Raw genomic sequence first — 13529 nt, forward strand, 5'->3', positions numbered from 1 at the left:
CTCAGTTCCACTCGGTGCTGCGCATGGCACGTCCTCCTCGTCGACGGCGGGCCTCCCTGGGGGTGGCCTTTCGTGTGATGAGGGGAGCCTAGGAGCCATGGCGCCCAATACGAAAGCATTAATGTCGGTATGCGCAACATAAGCCAAGCTAAGGCTGATTTGTTACGTTCTGTCCGCACTCCTGAGCGGAGAGCGCTTAACCCATTCGGTGCAATCCAGGGTCTCATCGCGGGTGCCGATGAACGTTAACGGTGGGTTGCCTCTCCAGTGTCGCGGAGGTGGCCGGATCCTTCATCCGCACTTTGGGTACGTCGACTACTCAGATCGGGCGGAGGGGCAACGCTACTGAGCGTGATGGCAGGGATCGGGAATGTGGTGCCCGATCTGGTCCATTGAGTCCTACGCTCCGGTACGTGATCATGTGAATACCCAATTCCGCGCCAAAGTAGAGGGACCGGTGAAGATTCACGTTCTGGGCGGCCTCGTGGTGCAACTTTCCTCAGGCACCCTGCAGTTGGGGACGCCGAAACAGCGGACAGTTCTCGCGATGCTCGTGACGCACCCGGGACAACTCGTGACGGTCGACGAACTGATTGACGAACTCTGGCCGGCCGAACCGCCCCCCTCGGCTGTTCCGAACGTCCGTACGTACGCCGCCAATCTGCGCCGGAACTTCGCGGCGGCGGGAGCCCCGGCCGGTGTCCTGTTCCGGCAGGGAAAGGGCTACCGGTTGTGCGTGGAACCCGAGTCGATTGACGTACACCAATTCGACGTCGAGCACCGGCAGGCGCGACTCCGGTTCGACGAGGGCGCTCTCACCCGGGCCGTCGACCTGGCCGAGCGGGCGGTCGGCCGCTGGCGGGGGCCGATGCTGGCCGGCGTACCCCTCGGACCGGTGCTGACCGCCCGCGTGGCCGCCGGCGAGGAGCAACGACTCGCGGCCACCGAGCTGCTGGCCGACGCGTGGCGCCGCGCGGGGCAGGGCGAGAGGGCCGTACCGCTGCTACGCGAGATGCTCGGCCGGCACCCCCTGCGGGAGTCCGCCCACCTGCTGCTCATGCGGACGCTGTACGACCGCGGCGACCGGGCGGAGGCGGTCGCCGCGTACGAGCGTGCCCGCGAGGCGTTGCGCGGGGAACTCGGCATCGCCCCCGGCGCGGAGCTCCAGCTCCTCCGTCGGGCCATGGACGGCCCGCGGGCCGGAAACCCGGGTGACGCCGCGCCGCCACGACAACGGACCGCGGCGGACGGGCCGGGCGCTCCGGCACCCACCGCCGTCAACTGGCTGCCCCGACCGGTGACCGACTTCGTGGGCCGCGACGAGGCCATCGAGCGGTTGCTGGCCGAGACGCGACGGGTGGAGAGCCACACGTCGGCGGTGCACGTGATCGACGGCATGGCCGGCAGCGGGAAGACGACCCTCGCCGTCCACGTCGCCGGACGGCTCGCCGACCGCTACCCCGACGGCCAGCTCTTCATCGACCTCCGCGGTCACGGCGGGGAGGATCCCGTCGCGCCGGCCGCCGCGCTCACCACCCTGCTTCGGCAACTGGGCGTACCGGGCCAGCAGATTCCGGTCACGGCGGCGTGCCGGGTGGAGCTGTGGCGGCGCGAGCTGGCCCGCCGCCGCTGCGTCGTGGTGCTCGACAACGCGGCCAGCGGCGACCAGGTCCGCCCGCTGCTGCCGGTGCTGCCCGGCACCGTCCTCATCGTGACCTCCCGCCTGCGTCTCACGGGTCTGGACGTGGGGCCGCCGGAGTCGCTGCCCGTGATGACCCCGGACGAGGGCCTCGCGTTGCTCGCCCGGACGGCCGGCCGGGAACGGGTGGCCGCCGACCCGGAGGCGGCCGCCGAGGTCGTCCGGCGCTGCGGTCACCTGCCGCTGGCCATCCGGCTGGCCGGCTCCCGGCTCACCCGCCGCCGCACCTGGAGTCTCGCCCACCTCGCCGGTCTCCTGGCCGACGACGCGAGCGCGTTCGGGCAGCTCTCCGAGGAGCAGCGGACGCTCGGCGGCGTCTTCGCCACGTCGTACGAGCCGCTGAGCCCGACCGCGCGGCGGGTGTTCCGGGCACTGAGCCTGCACCCGGGCGGTCGGGTGAGCACGGCCATGGCGGCGGCGTTGACGGGCCTGCCGTACGGCGTCGCCGCCCAGGCGTTGGACGAGCTGGTGGACGGGCACCTCGTCGAGGAGGTGGAGACCGGCCGCTACCGGATGCACGACCTGCTCCGGCAGTACTCGTCCGAGCTGGCCTCGCGCGTGGACCCCGCCGCGGACCGGCGGGCCGCCCTGGCCGAGCTGCTCGACGTCATGCTGCACACCGCGCTGCGTGCCGCCGAGCGCCTCGAACCCGACTTCATCCGGGGCCAGGTGACACCGCCGCCCCCGCGCCGCCCCGACCTGCTCGACGCCATCGGGACCGTCGGGGTCGAGTGGCTGGAGCGCGAGCGGGCGGAACTGGTCGCCCTCGTCGTCCGTGCCCAGGAGCAGGGTCACCACGGTCACGCCTGGCGTCTGGCCCGGACCATGTGGCGGTTCTGCTACATCCGCGCCTACTTCGACGACATCCTGCTCACCCACGGGCGTGGGCTGGCTGCCGCCGAGGCTTGCGGGGACGCGCACGGCCTCGCGTCCATGCACAACTACCTGGCGTCCGCCCACCTCCGCACCGGTGACCACCGCGCGGCACTCGACCACGTCACGAGAGCAGTGGCGATCTGCGAGCGGGAGCAGGACAGCGACAACCTGTTCCGGTACCGCGCCAACCTGGCCGTCGTCTACATGTTCCGCGGCGACCTGCGCGAGGCGGTCGCGGTCGGCCTGGAGAGTCTGCGGGATCCACGGGCCGACGGGGGGCACGATCTGTCGGCGGGCCTGCCCAACCTCGGGCTCGCCCTCGCGACGAGCGGGCGCTTCGCGGAGGCGCTCCGCATCCACCGCCTGCACCTGTACTGGTCGCGGATCCGCCGGAACGACTTCCACATCCTGAACGCCCTCGCCCACATCGGCGGCGTGCGGGTGCGACTCGGCGAGCACCGCCCGGCCATCCGGTTGCTGAAGGCGTCGTTGGCGCTGCGGGACCGGACGGGACACCGGTACGCGGAGGCGGAGGTCCGCAACGACCTCGGCGCCTCGTACCGCGCTCTCGGCTGCCTGGCCGAGGCGCAGCGGGAGCACGAGTTGGCGCGCGCCCTGGCCAGCGAGTCGGGCGAGCGGTACGTCGAGGCGGCCGCGCTGAACGAGCTGGGACGGACGCTGGCCGCCGCCGGCAGGGAGGACGAGTCCGTTCGCAGGTACCGGGAGGCGCTGCGGCTCGCCACCCAGATCCCCTCACCGTACGAGCAGGGCCGGGCCCTGGCGGGCCTCGGCGAGCACTTCGCGCGTACCGACCCGGCCGAGGCGCGCCGGCACTGGGAGCGGGCGCTGGCCATCTTCCGCCGGATGGGCGTCCCGGAGCGCGCCGAGGTCGAACGCCGGCTCGCCGAGGTGCACGCACCCGGTTGACCTGCGGTTCGGCGCTTATCGAATTCTTATCGACACTCCCCTTAGGGTCCGACGGGTCGGCGAACGGGGGAGGTTCTGGCATGCCGTCAGAACCGGGTCGCCGTGTCGCCCGCCGCTCGGGTCCCCCCCAGCGACTTCGGCGGCGGGTGATGTGGGAGGAGCGGCGCCACGGCGGGCGGCCGTGCGGACAGCACCGAGTCACGACCGTCGCCACGCGTCGCTCCTCCCCATCGCCGGCTCCGGCCCGCCGGCACCGGGCGGTGCCGCGCCGGATGATGGGCGACGGCCCGCGAGCTGGCTCCGGGCGGTCGTACCCGACCGATAGGCTCGCGGCCGTGACCGAATCCGCGCAGCTGTCCGGGCCCGCGCAGCTCAGCCACGTCGACGCCGCCGGTGCGGCCCGCATGGTGGACGTGTCCGCCAAGGCGGTGACCGGCCGCTCGGCCGTCGCCGCCGGCCGGCTGCGGACCACCCCCGAGGTGATCGACCTGCTGCGCCGCGACGGCCTGCCGAAGGGTGACGCCCTGGCCGTCGGGCGTATCGCCGGGATCATGGGGGCCAAGCGCACACCCGACCTGATCCCGCTCTGCCACCCGATCGCCCTGCACGGGGTGACCGTCGACCTCGCACTCACCGCCGACAGCGTCGAGATCACCGCCACCGTGCGCACCGCCGACCGGACGGGTGTGGAGATGGAGGCGCTGACCGCGGTGGCGGTCGCCGGCCTCGCCCTCATCGACATGGTGAAGGCGGTCGACCCGGCGGCCTCCGTCGACGCGGTGCGGGTGCTGCGCAAGGAGGGCGGCAAGACCGGCGAGTGGGTCCGCCCGGAGGACCGGCCGTGATCCGCGCCCGGGTCATCGTCGCCTCCAACCGGGCCGCGGCCGGCGTCTACGCCGACACCAGCGGCCCGCTGCTCGTGGCCGGCCTCCGGGAACTCGGCTGCGAGGTCGACGAGCCGGTGGTGGTGCCCGACGGCGAGCCGGTCGGCGCGGCCCTGCGTGCCGCGTCCGCAGACGGGATCGACGTGGTGCTGACCAGCGGCGGCACGGGCATCACCCCGTCCGATCGGACGCCCGACGTGACCCGCGCGCTGCTCGACTACGAGATCCCCGGCATCGCCGAGGCGATCCGGGCGCACAGCCGGGACCGCGTCCCCACCTCGGCGCTCTCCCGGGGGCTGGCCGGGGTGGCCGGCCGGATGCTGGTGGTCAACCTGCCCGGCTCCACCGGCGGCGCTCGGGACGGTCTGGCCGTCCTGGGGCCGATCCTCGGCCACGCCGTCGACCAGCTCCGCGGCGGGGACCATTGAGCGGCACGCCGGCCACCGTCTCCCGGCCACGACCACTGGCCCGGCGCGACGCCCGTCGCCCCGATAGGCTCGGCGGGTGAGCACGGAAACCGCACCGGCGGCCGAGCGCGCCGCCGCGCCGTCGCCGGCCGCGTGGGCCGAGGCGCGTTCCCGGGTGTACGCGGTCGGTCTCGCCGCCGCACTGCCCGTCACCGCCCGGCCGATCGCCGAGGCCGACGGGCTGACCCTCGCCGAGCCGTTGACCACCCGCACCGACCTGCCCGCGTTCCCCACCTCCAGCGTCGACGGCTGGGCGGTGCGCGGCGCCGGGCCCTGGCGGGTCGTCGGCCGGGTCCTGGCCGGTGGCACGCCCCCGCCGCTGACCGAGGACGGCACCACCGTCGAGATCGCGACCGGCGCCATGGTGCCCCGGGGCGGCACCGCCGTGCTGCGGGTCGAGGAGTCCGACCGGACGCCGGAGGGCCTGGTCACGGGCACCCCGCGGGCCACGCCCGAATGGCGGGAGCCGGGCGAGGAGGCGTACGCCGGTGAGGAACTCCTTCCGGCCGGGACGCCGGTGGACCCGGCGGTGATCGGCCTGGCGGCCTCCTGCGGGTACGACACCCTGCCGGTGCGCCGCGCGCCGCGCGCGGCGCTGCTGGTCTTCGGCGACGAGCTGCTGACCGCCGGTCCGCCCGGAGCGGGCCGCGTCCGCGACGCGCTCGGGCCGGCGCTGCCGGCCTGGCTGCGCCGCTACGGCTGCGAGGTCGGTCCATCCGACGTGGTCGGCCCGGTGGCCGACACGCTCCCGGCCCACGTGGCCGCGCTCCGCACGGCGCTGGCCGACGCCGACGTGGTCTGCACGACCGGCGGCACGATGCACGGCCCGGTCGACCACCTGCACCCCGCGCTGGCCGACCTCGGCGCCGACTACGTGGTCAACACGGTGGCCGTGCGGCCGGGCTTCCCGATGCTGATGGCCCGGTTGACCGGGCCGGACGGGCGGGCCCGCTTCGTGGCCGGCCTGCCGGGCAACCCGCAGTCCGCGATCGTGGCGCTGGTCTCCCTGGTCGCGCCGCTGCTCGCCGGCCTCCAGGGCCGGGCGATGCCGGTCTTGCCGCACGCGACCCTCGCCGAGCCGGTGTCCGGTCGCGGCGACTACACGCACCTCGCGCTCGTCCGGCTGGACCGGGCCGCCGGCACCGCCCACCCGGTGCGGCACGTCGGCTCGGCGATGCTGCGCGGGCTGGCCGGTGCCGACGGCTTCGCGGTGATCGGCCCCGGCACCACCGGAGAGCAGGGCTCCCGCGTGCCGGTGGTGCCGCTGCCGCTCCTGCCCGGGGAGCGGGCGTCGTGACCGCGCCGACGCTCGTGTTCGGCGAGGTGACGGACCGGCCGCTCGACCTGGCCGCGCACGAGGCCGCGGTCGCCGACCCGCGTGCCGGCGCCGTGGTCTCCTTTCAGGGCGTCGTCCGCGACCACGACCACGGCCGCGTGGTGACCAGCCTGGAGTACGAGGGGCACCCGAGCGCCGAGCGGATCCTGCGCGAGGTCGCCGCGGAGATCGCCGCCGACCCGGAGGTGTACGCGGTGGCCGTGTCGCACCGGGTCGGCCCCCTCGCCATCGGCGACGTGGCCCTGGTCGCCGCCGTCAGCACCGCGCACCGGGGCGCGGCGTTCGCGGCCTGCGCCCGGTTGGTCGACGAGGTGAAGGCGCGGCTGCCGATCTGGAAGCGTCAGGTGTTCGCCGACGGCACCGAGGAGTGGGTCAACTGCCCCTGACGGGTGGCCACCAGGCCCGCTCGACCGGCCCCGGTCACTCGACCGGCCCGGTCAGCGGCGTGCGGCGGCCACCCGGCCCATCCGGTCGGCGTAGAACGCCGGCTCGGCGCCGGGGCGCCAGGGCAGTGCGGCCACCAGCACGATCAGGGCCACCGCCAGCGAGTTCTCCATGAGCGCGCCGAAGAGGCCGTCCTGGTAGTGGGAGACCTCCGGCAGCTGGTGCTCGTACGGCCAGATCGGCGAGATCAGGAACAGCAGGTATAGACCCACGGCGGCGATGCCGTGGCGCAGCCCGGTCAGCGTCGGGTACCAGATCGGCGAGCGCGGGCCGTTCACCGTGGGCAGCGAGCCGTTCGGTGACGCGGGCAGGGTGCGGTGCACCAGCCCGCGGCTCGCCTCGCGCCGGCGTACGGCGGCGTCGGCCAACACGATGATCGCCGGGATCACCCACACGAGGTGGTGGGTCCAGGAGATCGGGCTGATCACGTTGCCGGTGAGGCCGACCAGGGTGAACGCGGTCAACTCGTCGCCGTCAGCGTGCGAGTTGGCGGCCCGGGACAGCCCGAGCGCCAGGATCAGCACGGAGAACGCCAGCCAGAGCAGGCCGGGCGTCTCGATCGAGTCGTAGAGGCGGGCCAGCAGCCCGGCGAGGGACTGGTTGGGCGTCATGTCGGCCGCGCCGACGCGTTCGGTCTGCCAGAGGACGCTGCCGAAGTACGTCCGGGACTCGGCGCCCACGATCGCGAACGTGCCGATCGTGACGCCGATCGTGGTGACGATGGCGGTCACGGCCGCCCGCCACTGGCGGGTGATCATGAGATAGGCGATGAAGAGCGCGGGGGTGAGCTTCACCGCCGTGGCGAGGCCGATGCCGACGCCCGCCCACGCGCCGCTGTAGACGAAGCGCAACAGCGGGCCGTCCTCCGCGTCGGTGTGCGGACCCCGGCGGGAACGCCACCGCAGGCCGATCATGTCGGCCATGACCAGCCCGAAGAGCAGCAGGTTCACCTGCCCGTAGCCCAGCGTCTCGCGGGCCGGCTCGATGGCGGCGGCGAGCGGCACGGCCAGGGCCACGGTGAACCACAGCGGCCAGGCCAGCCGGTCGACGATCGGGCGGAGCAGCCCGGCGAGCACGACGGCGAGCGCGGCCAGACTGGCCGCGGCGTTGACCAGCCCGGCGGCCGCCACCGGCAGGTGCGCCATCGGCAGCATGACAAGACCGGCGAACGGCGGGTAGGTGAACCCGAGCGTGGTGTCCGGCGCGACGAACCCGTACAGCTCGTGACCGGTGGCCCACCACACCACGGCGCCGTGGTAGATCTTCATGTCGAAGAAGTTGTACGGCCGCCCGAAGGCGCCGACCGCGAGCCACGCGGCATAGACGACGGCGGTCACGACGCTGGCACGGACAATCGTCCTGCGATCGATCCCACGCGTCACGCGCCGGACTGTGGCGAGGCGCTCCGTCCGTCTCCCGACGGTCGCCGGCATGGCGTCGCCACCCCCGTACCAAGCTCGTCCTACCCGTCCAGGTCCCGCACGGAGCCTAGAACGGCGCCTCACGTTAGTGCCTCCCGCGTTATGCGACCGTGTCCGATCCCACACATGTTTTTGACATTTCCACCGCGTTAACGCCTACCGGGCGGTTCAGGTGATTCGCGGTGTTGGGTGGGGGTGAGGTGTGTCGAGGGGAGGCATAGACGCAGGTCAGCCGGGGAGTCGGCGGGCGGTGCCCGCCGCGCGGGCGGCGATCCGCGCCTCCCGCCGGGCGGTGCGGACGGCCCGCTGCACCGAACGTCGGGAGTGGCCGATGCGGTGACCCGTCCGCCAGCGCAGCCCCGGCTTGCCCTCGGTGTCCACGGCGGCCAGCAGGAGCCCGCCGAAGAGCCCGAGGTTCTTGAGGAAGTGCACCTGGTTGTTGTTGCGCGCCATCGGGTCGTCGGTGTTCCAGAAGGGATGACCGGCGAGCGTGGTGGGCACCAGCGTGCCGGCCAGCACGAGCGCGGCCGGCCGGGTGAGCCGTCCGGTCGCGAGCATCAACCCGGCGCCAACCTGGACCGCGGCGTTGGCCCGGATGAGCGTTTCCGTGTCGGTCGGAATGCGGGGGTTGGCGCTCTGGAGCATCGGCGTCACCCGATCGGTGATCGGTTTGGCCGCCGGCACCAGCCGCCCGGGGTTCATGAAGTTGCGGTACCCGCTGACCACGAAGATGCCGCTCAACATGGCGCGGGCGAGGGAGCGTACGGGTTTCATGGCTCAGTCATACCCTCTCGGGGCCCCGGCCACCCCTGCAACCGCCGATCCGCCATCGGCGGGCGTACACGTCGCGCCACGCCGAATTCAGCGACAGTCGCGGATGGACGGCTTCCGGCGGGTAACGTCGCGCGCGTGACGACGCTGCGGCTGCGACCCGAGGACCCGGCCGACACCGGCCCGGTCCGGCGCGTGCTCGCCGCCGCCTTCGCCCGCCCGGACGTGGCCACGCCACCGGAGGTGGGCCTCGTCGACGAGCTGCGCGACAGCGACGCCTGGATCCCGGAGCTGGCCATGGTCGCCGAGTACGGCGGCGAGGTGGTCGGCTACGCGTTGCTGACCCGCGTACGGGTGAAGTCCGACGGCGATCCCACGCCGGCGCCGGCGTTGGCCCTCGGGCCGGTCGGGGTGGCGCCGCACCGGCAGCGCGTCGGGCACGGCACCGCCGTCGTGCAGGCGGCCCTGGACGCCGCGACCGAGCTGGGCGAGCGGCTGGTCGTGGTGCTGGGAAACCCCGCCTACTACCGGCGATTCGGCTTCGGCCGGGCCGACCGGATGGGCCTCACGAGCCCCTGGTCCGGCCTGGGTGAGCCGTGGCAGGCCCTGGTGCTGCCCCCGGCGACCAGCGACGCGCCCGCGCCGCCGCAGGGCGAGGTGCTGTTCCCGCCGCCCTGGTCGAAGGTCTGACACCGGCGCCGCTGCCGCCACCGAGCCCGCCCGGTCGCCGGCCGCCGGGTCGCGGTCAGGCCGGCTGGGTGCGCAGGTACCGGCCGAAGTGCGGGACGGTGAACGCCACCGTGCCCCGCTCTCCCGAGTAGATGAGCCCCTTCTTGATCAGCGCGTCCCGGGCCGGGGAGAGGCTGGCCGGCTTGCGGCCGAGGGCACGGGCGATCTCGGCCGTCGGCACCGCCGCGTCCATGTCGTCCCGGGCCGCGCCACCCGCCTCGGCCTCGACGAGCGAGAGCGTCGCCATGGCCCGCATGTACTCGCGCTCGGCCGGCGTGGCCCGCTCGAAGCGCGAACCGAAGAAACCGACCGCCAGTTCGGCCTCGGCCTCCGGGGCAGCGACCCGGACGTCCGCCGCCGTGATCGGGGAGCGGGGCGCATGATCCCAGGTGGCCTTGCCGTACGCCTGCACGAAGTACGGGTAGCCGCCGGACTTCTCGTAGAGCAGGTCGAGCGCCTTCTGCTCGTACTCCACCTCCTCGCGCTCGGCCGGGGCGCAGAGCGCCTGGTCGGCGGCGATCCGGTCGAGCCGGTCGATCCGCTGGTAGCGGAAGAGGCGTTCGGAGTACGACTTGGCGGCGCTGAGCACGGCCGGCAGGTGCGGCAGGCCGGCACCGACCACGATCAGCGGCGCACCGATCTGGGAGAGCTCGTGACAGGCGGCGCAGAGCGCGGACACGTCCTCGGGGCCGAGGTCCTGCATCTCGTCGATGAAGACGGCGATGCCGGTGCCCACGTCGCTGGCCACCGCGGCGGCGTCGGTGAGCAGCTCGACCAGGTCGATCTCGATGTCGCCGGAGTCGGCGCGACCGCTGCTGGCCGGGACGTCGATGCCGGGCTGCCAGCGGTCGCGCAGTTTCGGGGCGGCACCGCCGCGGCCCGTGGGCGCGGCGCGCAGCGCGAACGCCTTGAGGACGCCGAGGAAGGCGTCGATCCGGTCGGGCGCGCGGTGCCGGGGGGCGAGTTCGCGCACGGCCATGTGCAGTGCGGCGGCGATCGGGCGGCGCAGGGACTGGTCGGGCCGCGCCTCGATCTTGCCGCTCCCCCAGAGCCGGTTGATCGCCTGGGAGCGCAGCGTGTTGAGCAGGACGGTCTTGCCCACGCCGCGCAGGCCGGTCAGCATGAGGCTCCGCTCGGGCCGCCCCCGGGCGATGCGCTCCAGGACGATGTCGAAGACGTCCAGTTCCCGCCCCCGCCCGGCGAGTTCGGGCGGGCGCTGGCCGGCGCCCGGTGCGTACGGGTTGCGGACCGGATCCACGCATCGCACAGTATCGGGCCGTCTAGCTGACGGGCTAGATATGGATAGATGGGGCTACCGGCGTGTCGAGACCGTCGACACAAAACTAAGGCTGTCTAGCATCCACGCTAGACAGCCCTAGTTTCGACTACGACTTCCGCTCCTTGAGGCAGAGGACGAAGTCGAGAGTGTCCAGCTCGCTGTCGAAGAAGTACCAGTTGGTGTAGCCCTGCACCTTGGCGCACTTCGCCTCGGCGTCCTTCTCGCCGCTCGTGGTGCCGTCGATGCGGCGCAGCACCTCGTACGTGTTCGGCGCGCAGCCGCTGATCAGCAGCTTCGGCTTCCCGCCGGCCGTGCCCTCGTTGCGGACGCACTGGCCGACCTTGACGAAGCGCGGGTCGGCCGACGACTCGGGCGCCGCCACGCTGGGCGCCGGCGCCGGGGCATCCGCCACGTCGGGGTCCGACTCGCCGGGCGCCGGCTCCGTGGGCCCGGGATCGGTGGGCGCGGCCACCGGAGCGGCGTCGTCGCGGCCGAGCAGGACGTACAGCGTCGCGCCACCCGCGAGCACGAGCAGCGCCACCACGGCGAGCACCGCGATCAGGGGACCCCGTCCGCGGCGGTCGGTCGGTGGCTCCGGGTCACCGGCGTACGACACGGACCCGCTGCCCGGATCCCAGCCGGAACCGTACGCCGGCTCCCGCCCGGCGGGCGGGTACGGCTGCTCGGGCGCGTACGGCTGCTCGGCCGTGTAGCGCGGTTCGCTCGCGTACGGCTGTTCGGCCGCGTACGGCGGCCCGGGGGCGTAGCGGGGTCGCTCGTCGTGGCGGAAGCCCTCGTATCGGGGGCTTTCGCCGTAGTGCGGCCGGGGCTCGGCGGGCGGGTAGCCGGCCTGCTGCTCCGGGCCGGGGTACGCCGGGTACGGCCGCTGCCCGCGCCACGGGTCCGGGACGTTGTCGCCCGGTGATCCGTAGTTCGCCATGAACGCCCTCCTGGACACTGGTGAGAGGCCGGCCACCAACGCGGGACACCGACGCCGACGTCACCGTAGCGTGGACCAGCGATGAGCTCGACTCCCCCACGTGCGACCCGGACCGCCGACCCCGCCGGCCTGTCCGTCGCCACCGGACCCGGCCCCGCCCTCGTCTGGACCGCGCTGGTCCTGGTGTACGTGCTCTGGGGTTCCACCTACCTGGGCATCCGGATTGCGGTGGAGACCCTGCCGCCGCTCGTCTCGGCGGCGCTCCGGTTCGCGGCCGCGGCCGCGGTGCTCGCGCTCGTCCTGCGGTTGCGGGGCGGGCCGGGCGCGCTCCGCGTGGACCGGCGGCAGCTCGGCTCCGCGGCGCTGGTCGGTGTGCTGCTGCTCGCCGGCGGCAACGGGCTGGTGGTGCTCGCCGAGTCCGGCCCGCCCGGCACGGCGGTGCCCTCCGGCATCGCCGCCCTCCTGGTCGCCACCGTGCCGCTGCTGGTGGTGCTGCTCCGCACGGTCACCGGCGACCGGCCCCGGTTCTGGACCTTCGCCGGGGTCACGCTCGGCTTCCTCGGGCTGGTCCTGCTGGTCGTGCCAACCGACGGGTCGGGTGCCGTGCCGCTGGCCGGGGCGCTCACCGTGGTCGCGGGTGCCGTCTCCTGGTCGGTCGGATCGTTCCTCTCGGGGCGGATCCGCATGCCGGCCAACCCGTTCGTGGCCACCGTCTACGAGATGCTCGCCGGCGCGGCGGTGCTCGCCGTCCTCGCGGTGTGCCGAGGTGAGCTGCGCGAGTTCCATCCGGCCCAGGTGAGCACCCGTTCCTGGCTGGCGCTCGCGTACCTCATGGTCGCCGGCTCGCTGGTCGCCTTCACGGCGTACGTCTGGCTGCTGCAGCACGCGCCGATCTCGCTCGTGGCGACGTACGCGTACGTCAACCCGGCCGTGGCCGTGGCGCTCGGGGCCCTGCTGGTGGCCGAGCCGATCACCACGCAGGTGCTCCTCGGCGGCGCGGTCATCGTGGCCGGCGTGGCCCTGGTCGTGACCACCGAACGCCCGCGTCGGGGGACCGCGCCGGACCCGGCACGCCGGTAACGTGCGGCCGGTGTCCGCCGGCCCGCCGACCGTCGCCGCGCTCGTCGGCCTGTTCGCCGGAGCGGCCGTACCCGCGCTCGCCCGCCCCTTCGTCACGGCGGCCGGTCCCGGCAGCACCGCGCGCACGGCACCCGTGGCCCGTCCCGCTCTGGCGGCCGCCGGAGCGGTGGCCTTCGGCGGGCTCGCCGCCGCCCGCCCCGGTGACCCGGCGTTGCCCGTGTTCCTGCTGGTCGCCGCGCTCGGCCTGGTGCTCGCGGCCGTCGACGTCGCCTGCCTGCGGCTCCCCGATCTCCTGGTGGCCTGTGCGGCGGCCGCCGGCACGCTCGGGCTGGTCGCGGTCGCGCTCATCACCGGTACGCCCGACCGACTGGCGTCGGCCGTCGCCGGTGCCGGCGTGTCCCTCGGCGTGCACGTGGTCCTGGCGCTGCTGCCGGGCTCCCGGCTCGGCTTCGGCGACGTCAAGCTCGCGACGGTGCTCGGCCTGCCACTCGGCTGGTCCGGCTGGCCGGCCGTCGGGTGGGGGCTGGTCCTTCCGCACGTTCTGGGCGGCGTGGCGGCGCTCGCGCTGCTCGCCACCCGCCGGATCCGCCGGGACACCGCGCTGCCCTTCGGCCCCGCGATCCTGGCCGGTGCCTGGCTCGCCCTGCTGCTGACGTGACCCCCCGGGAGGGTGACG

The 13529-nt window shown here is 74.1% G+C and carries 12 protein-coding genes; 8 read left to right on the forward strand and 4 right to left on the reverse strand.

Going from position 1 to position 13529, the window contains the following annotated elements; genetic code table 11:
• The first annotated feature begins 370 nt into the window (after positions 1–370).
• The 5 genes from D7193_RS29320 (at position 371) to D7193_RS29340 (ending at position 6575) form a co-directional block, all read left to right on the forward strand.
• Positions 371–3502 (forward strand): AfsR/SARP family transcriptional regulator, encoded by a 3132-nt coding sequence (locus D7193_RS29320; RefSeq protein ID WP_120782890.1) that lies wholly within the window; start codon positions 371–373, stop codon positions 3500–3502.
• 353 nt (positions 3503–3855) lie between these two features.
• A complete protein-coding gene (moaC, locus tag D7193_RS29325) occupies positions 3856–4347 on the forward strand; it encodes a cyclic pyranopterin monophosphate synthase MoaC (RefSeq protein WP_120783018.1) in 492 nt (163 codons plus the stop codon).
• Positions 4344–4814, forward strand: a complete 471-nt coding sequence (locus D7193_RS29330; protein ID WP_120783019.1) for a MogA/MoaB family molybdenum cofactor biosynthesis protein — start codon at positions 4344–4346, stop codon at positions 4812–4814. Before moaC ends, D7193_RS29330 begins: the two co-directional genes overlap by 4 nt.
• Positions 4815–4890: 76 nt before the next feature.
• Positions 4891–6150, forward strand: a complete 1260-nt coding sequence (locus D7193_RS29335) for a molybdopterin molybdotransferase MoeA (RefSeq protein ID WP_120782891.1) — start codon at positions 4891–4893, stop codon at positions 6148–6150.
• Entirely contained in the window at positions 6147–6575 is a 429-nt protein-coding gene (locus tag D7193_RS29340) for a molybdenum cofactor biosynthesis protein MoaE (RefSeq protein ID WP_120782892.1), read from the forward strand. Before D7193_RS29335 ends, D7193_RS29340 begins: the two co-directional genes overlap by 4 nt.
• 51 nt (positions 6576–6626) lie before the next feature.
• Here the strand turns inward: D7193_RS29340 and D7193_RS29345 are convergent, their stop codons facing one another.
• Together D7193_RS29345 and D7193_RS29350 are read right to left on the reverse strand one after the other, a co-directional pair.
• A complete protein-coding gene (locus D7193_RS29345) occupies positions 6627–8066 on the reverse strand; it encodes a glycosyltransferase 87 family protein (protein ID WP_120782893.1) in 1440 nt (479 codons plus the stop codon).
• Between the two features lie 216 nt (positions 8067–8282).
• Positions 8283–8828 carry a DoxX family protein gene (locus D7193_RS29350; protein ID WP_120782894.1) on the reverse strand — a complete coding sequence of 182 codons (546 nt, stop codon included), beginning with the start codon at positions 8826–8828 and terminating at the stop codon, positions 8283–8285.
• A 135-nt stretch (positions 8829–8963) separates the two neighbouring features.
• Here D7193_RS29350 and D7193_RS29355 point away from each other — a divergent pair, with 135 nt between their 5' ends.
• Positions 8964–9515 (forward strand): GNAT family N-acetyltransferase, encoded by a 552-nt coding sequence (locus tag D7193_RS29355; protein WP_120782895.1) that lies wholly within the window; start codon positions 8964–8966, stop codon positions 9513–9515.
• A gap of 55 nt (positions 9516–9570) precedes the next feature.
• Here D7193_RS29355 and D7193_RS29360 read toward each other — a convergent pair whose 3' ends face one another.
• On the reverse strand, positions 9571–10812 hold the full coding sequence (locus D7193_RS29360; protein ID WP_120782896.1) for an ATP-binding protein: 1242 nt from the start codon (positions 10810–10812) through the stop codon (positions 9571–9573).
• Between the two features lie 127 nt (positions 10813–10939).
• Complete coding sequence (locus D7193_RS33800) at positions 10940–11449, reverse strand: LppU/SCO3897 family protein (protein WP_174242773.1); 510 nt, start codon at positions 11447–11449, stop codon at positions 10940–10942.
• A 405-nt stretch (positions 11450–11854) separates the two neighbouring features.
• On the opposite strand from D7193_RS33800, the gene D7193_RS29370 reads away from it, so the two are divergent.
• Positions 11855–12853, forward strand: coding sequence for an EamA family transporter (locus D7193_RS29370; protein ID WP_120782898.1), 999 nt, complete (start codon positions 11855–11857; stop codon positions 12851–12853).
• Between the two features lie 10 nt (positions 12854–12863).
• Positions 12864–13511: a prepilin peptidase gene (locus D7193_RS29375; RefSeq protein WP_120783020.1), complete on the forward strand. Its 648-nt coding sequence runs from the start codon at positions 12864–12866 to the stop codon at positions 13509–13511.
• The last annotated feature ends 18 nt before the right edge of the window (positions 13512–13529 follow it).

It is taken from the genome of Micromonospora costi, from assembly GCF_003626655.1.
Taxonomy (GTDB): domain Bacteria; phylum Actinomycetota; class Actinomycetes; order Mycobacteriales; family Micromonosporaceae; genus Micromonospora; species Micromonospora costi.

Bases quoted from the DNA above. Each gene is read 5' to 3' on its own strand.
- D7193_RS29320 (WP_120782890.1), top strand. From the start codon at position 371: ATGTGGTGCCCGATCTGGTCCATTGAGTCCTACGCTCCGGTACGTGAT.
- D7193_RS29345 (WP_120782893.1), bottom strand. From the start codon at position 8,066: ATGCCGGCGACCGTCGGGAGACGGACGGAGCGCCTCGCCACAGTCCGG.
- D7193_RS29350 (WP_120782894.1), bottom strand. From the start codon at position 8,828: ATGAAACCCGTACGCTCCCTCGCCCGCGCCATGTTGAGCGGCATCTTC.
- D7193_RS29370 (WP_120782898.1), top strand. From the start codon at position 11,855: ATGAGCTCGACTCCCCCACGTGCGACCCGGACCGCCGACCCCGCCGGC.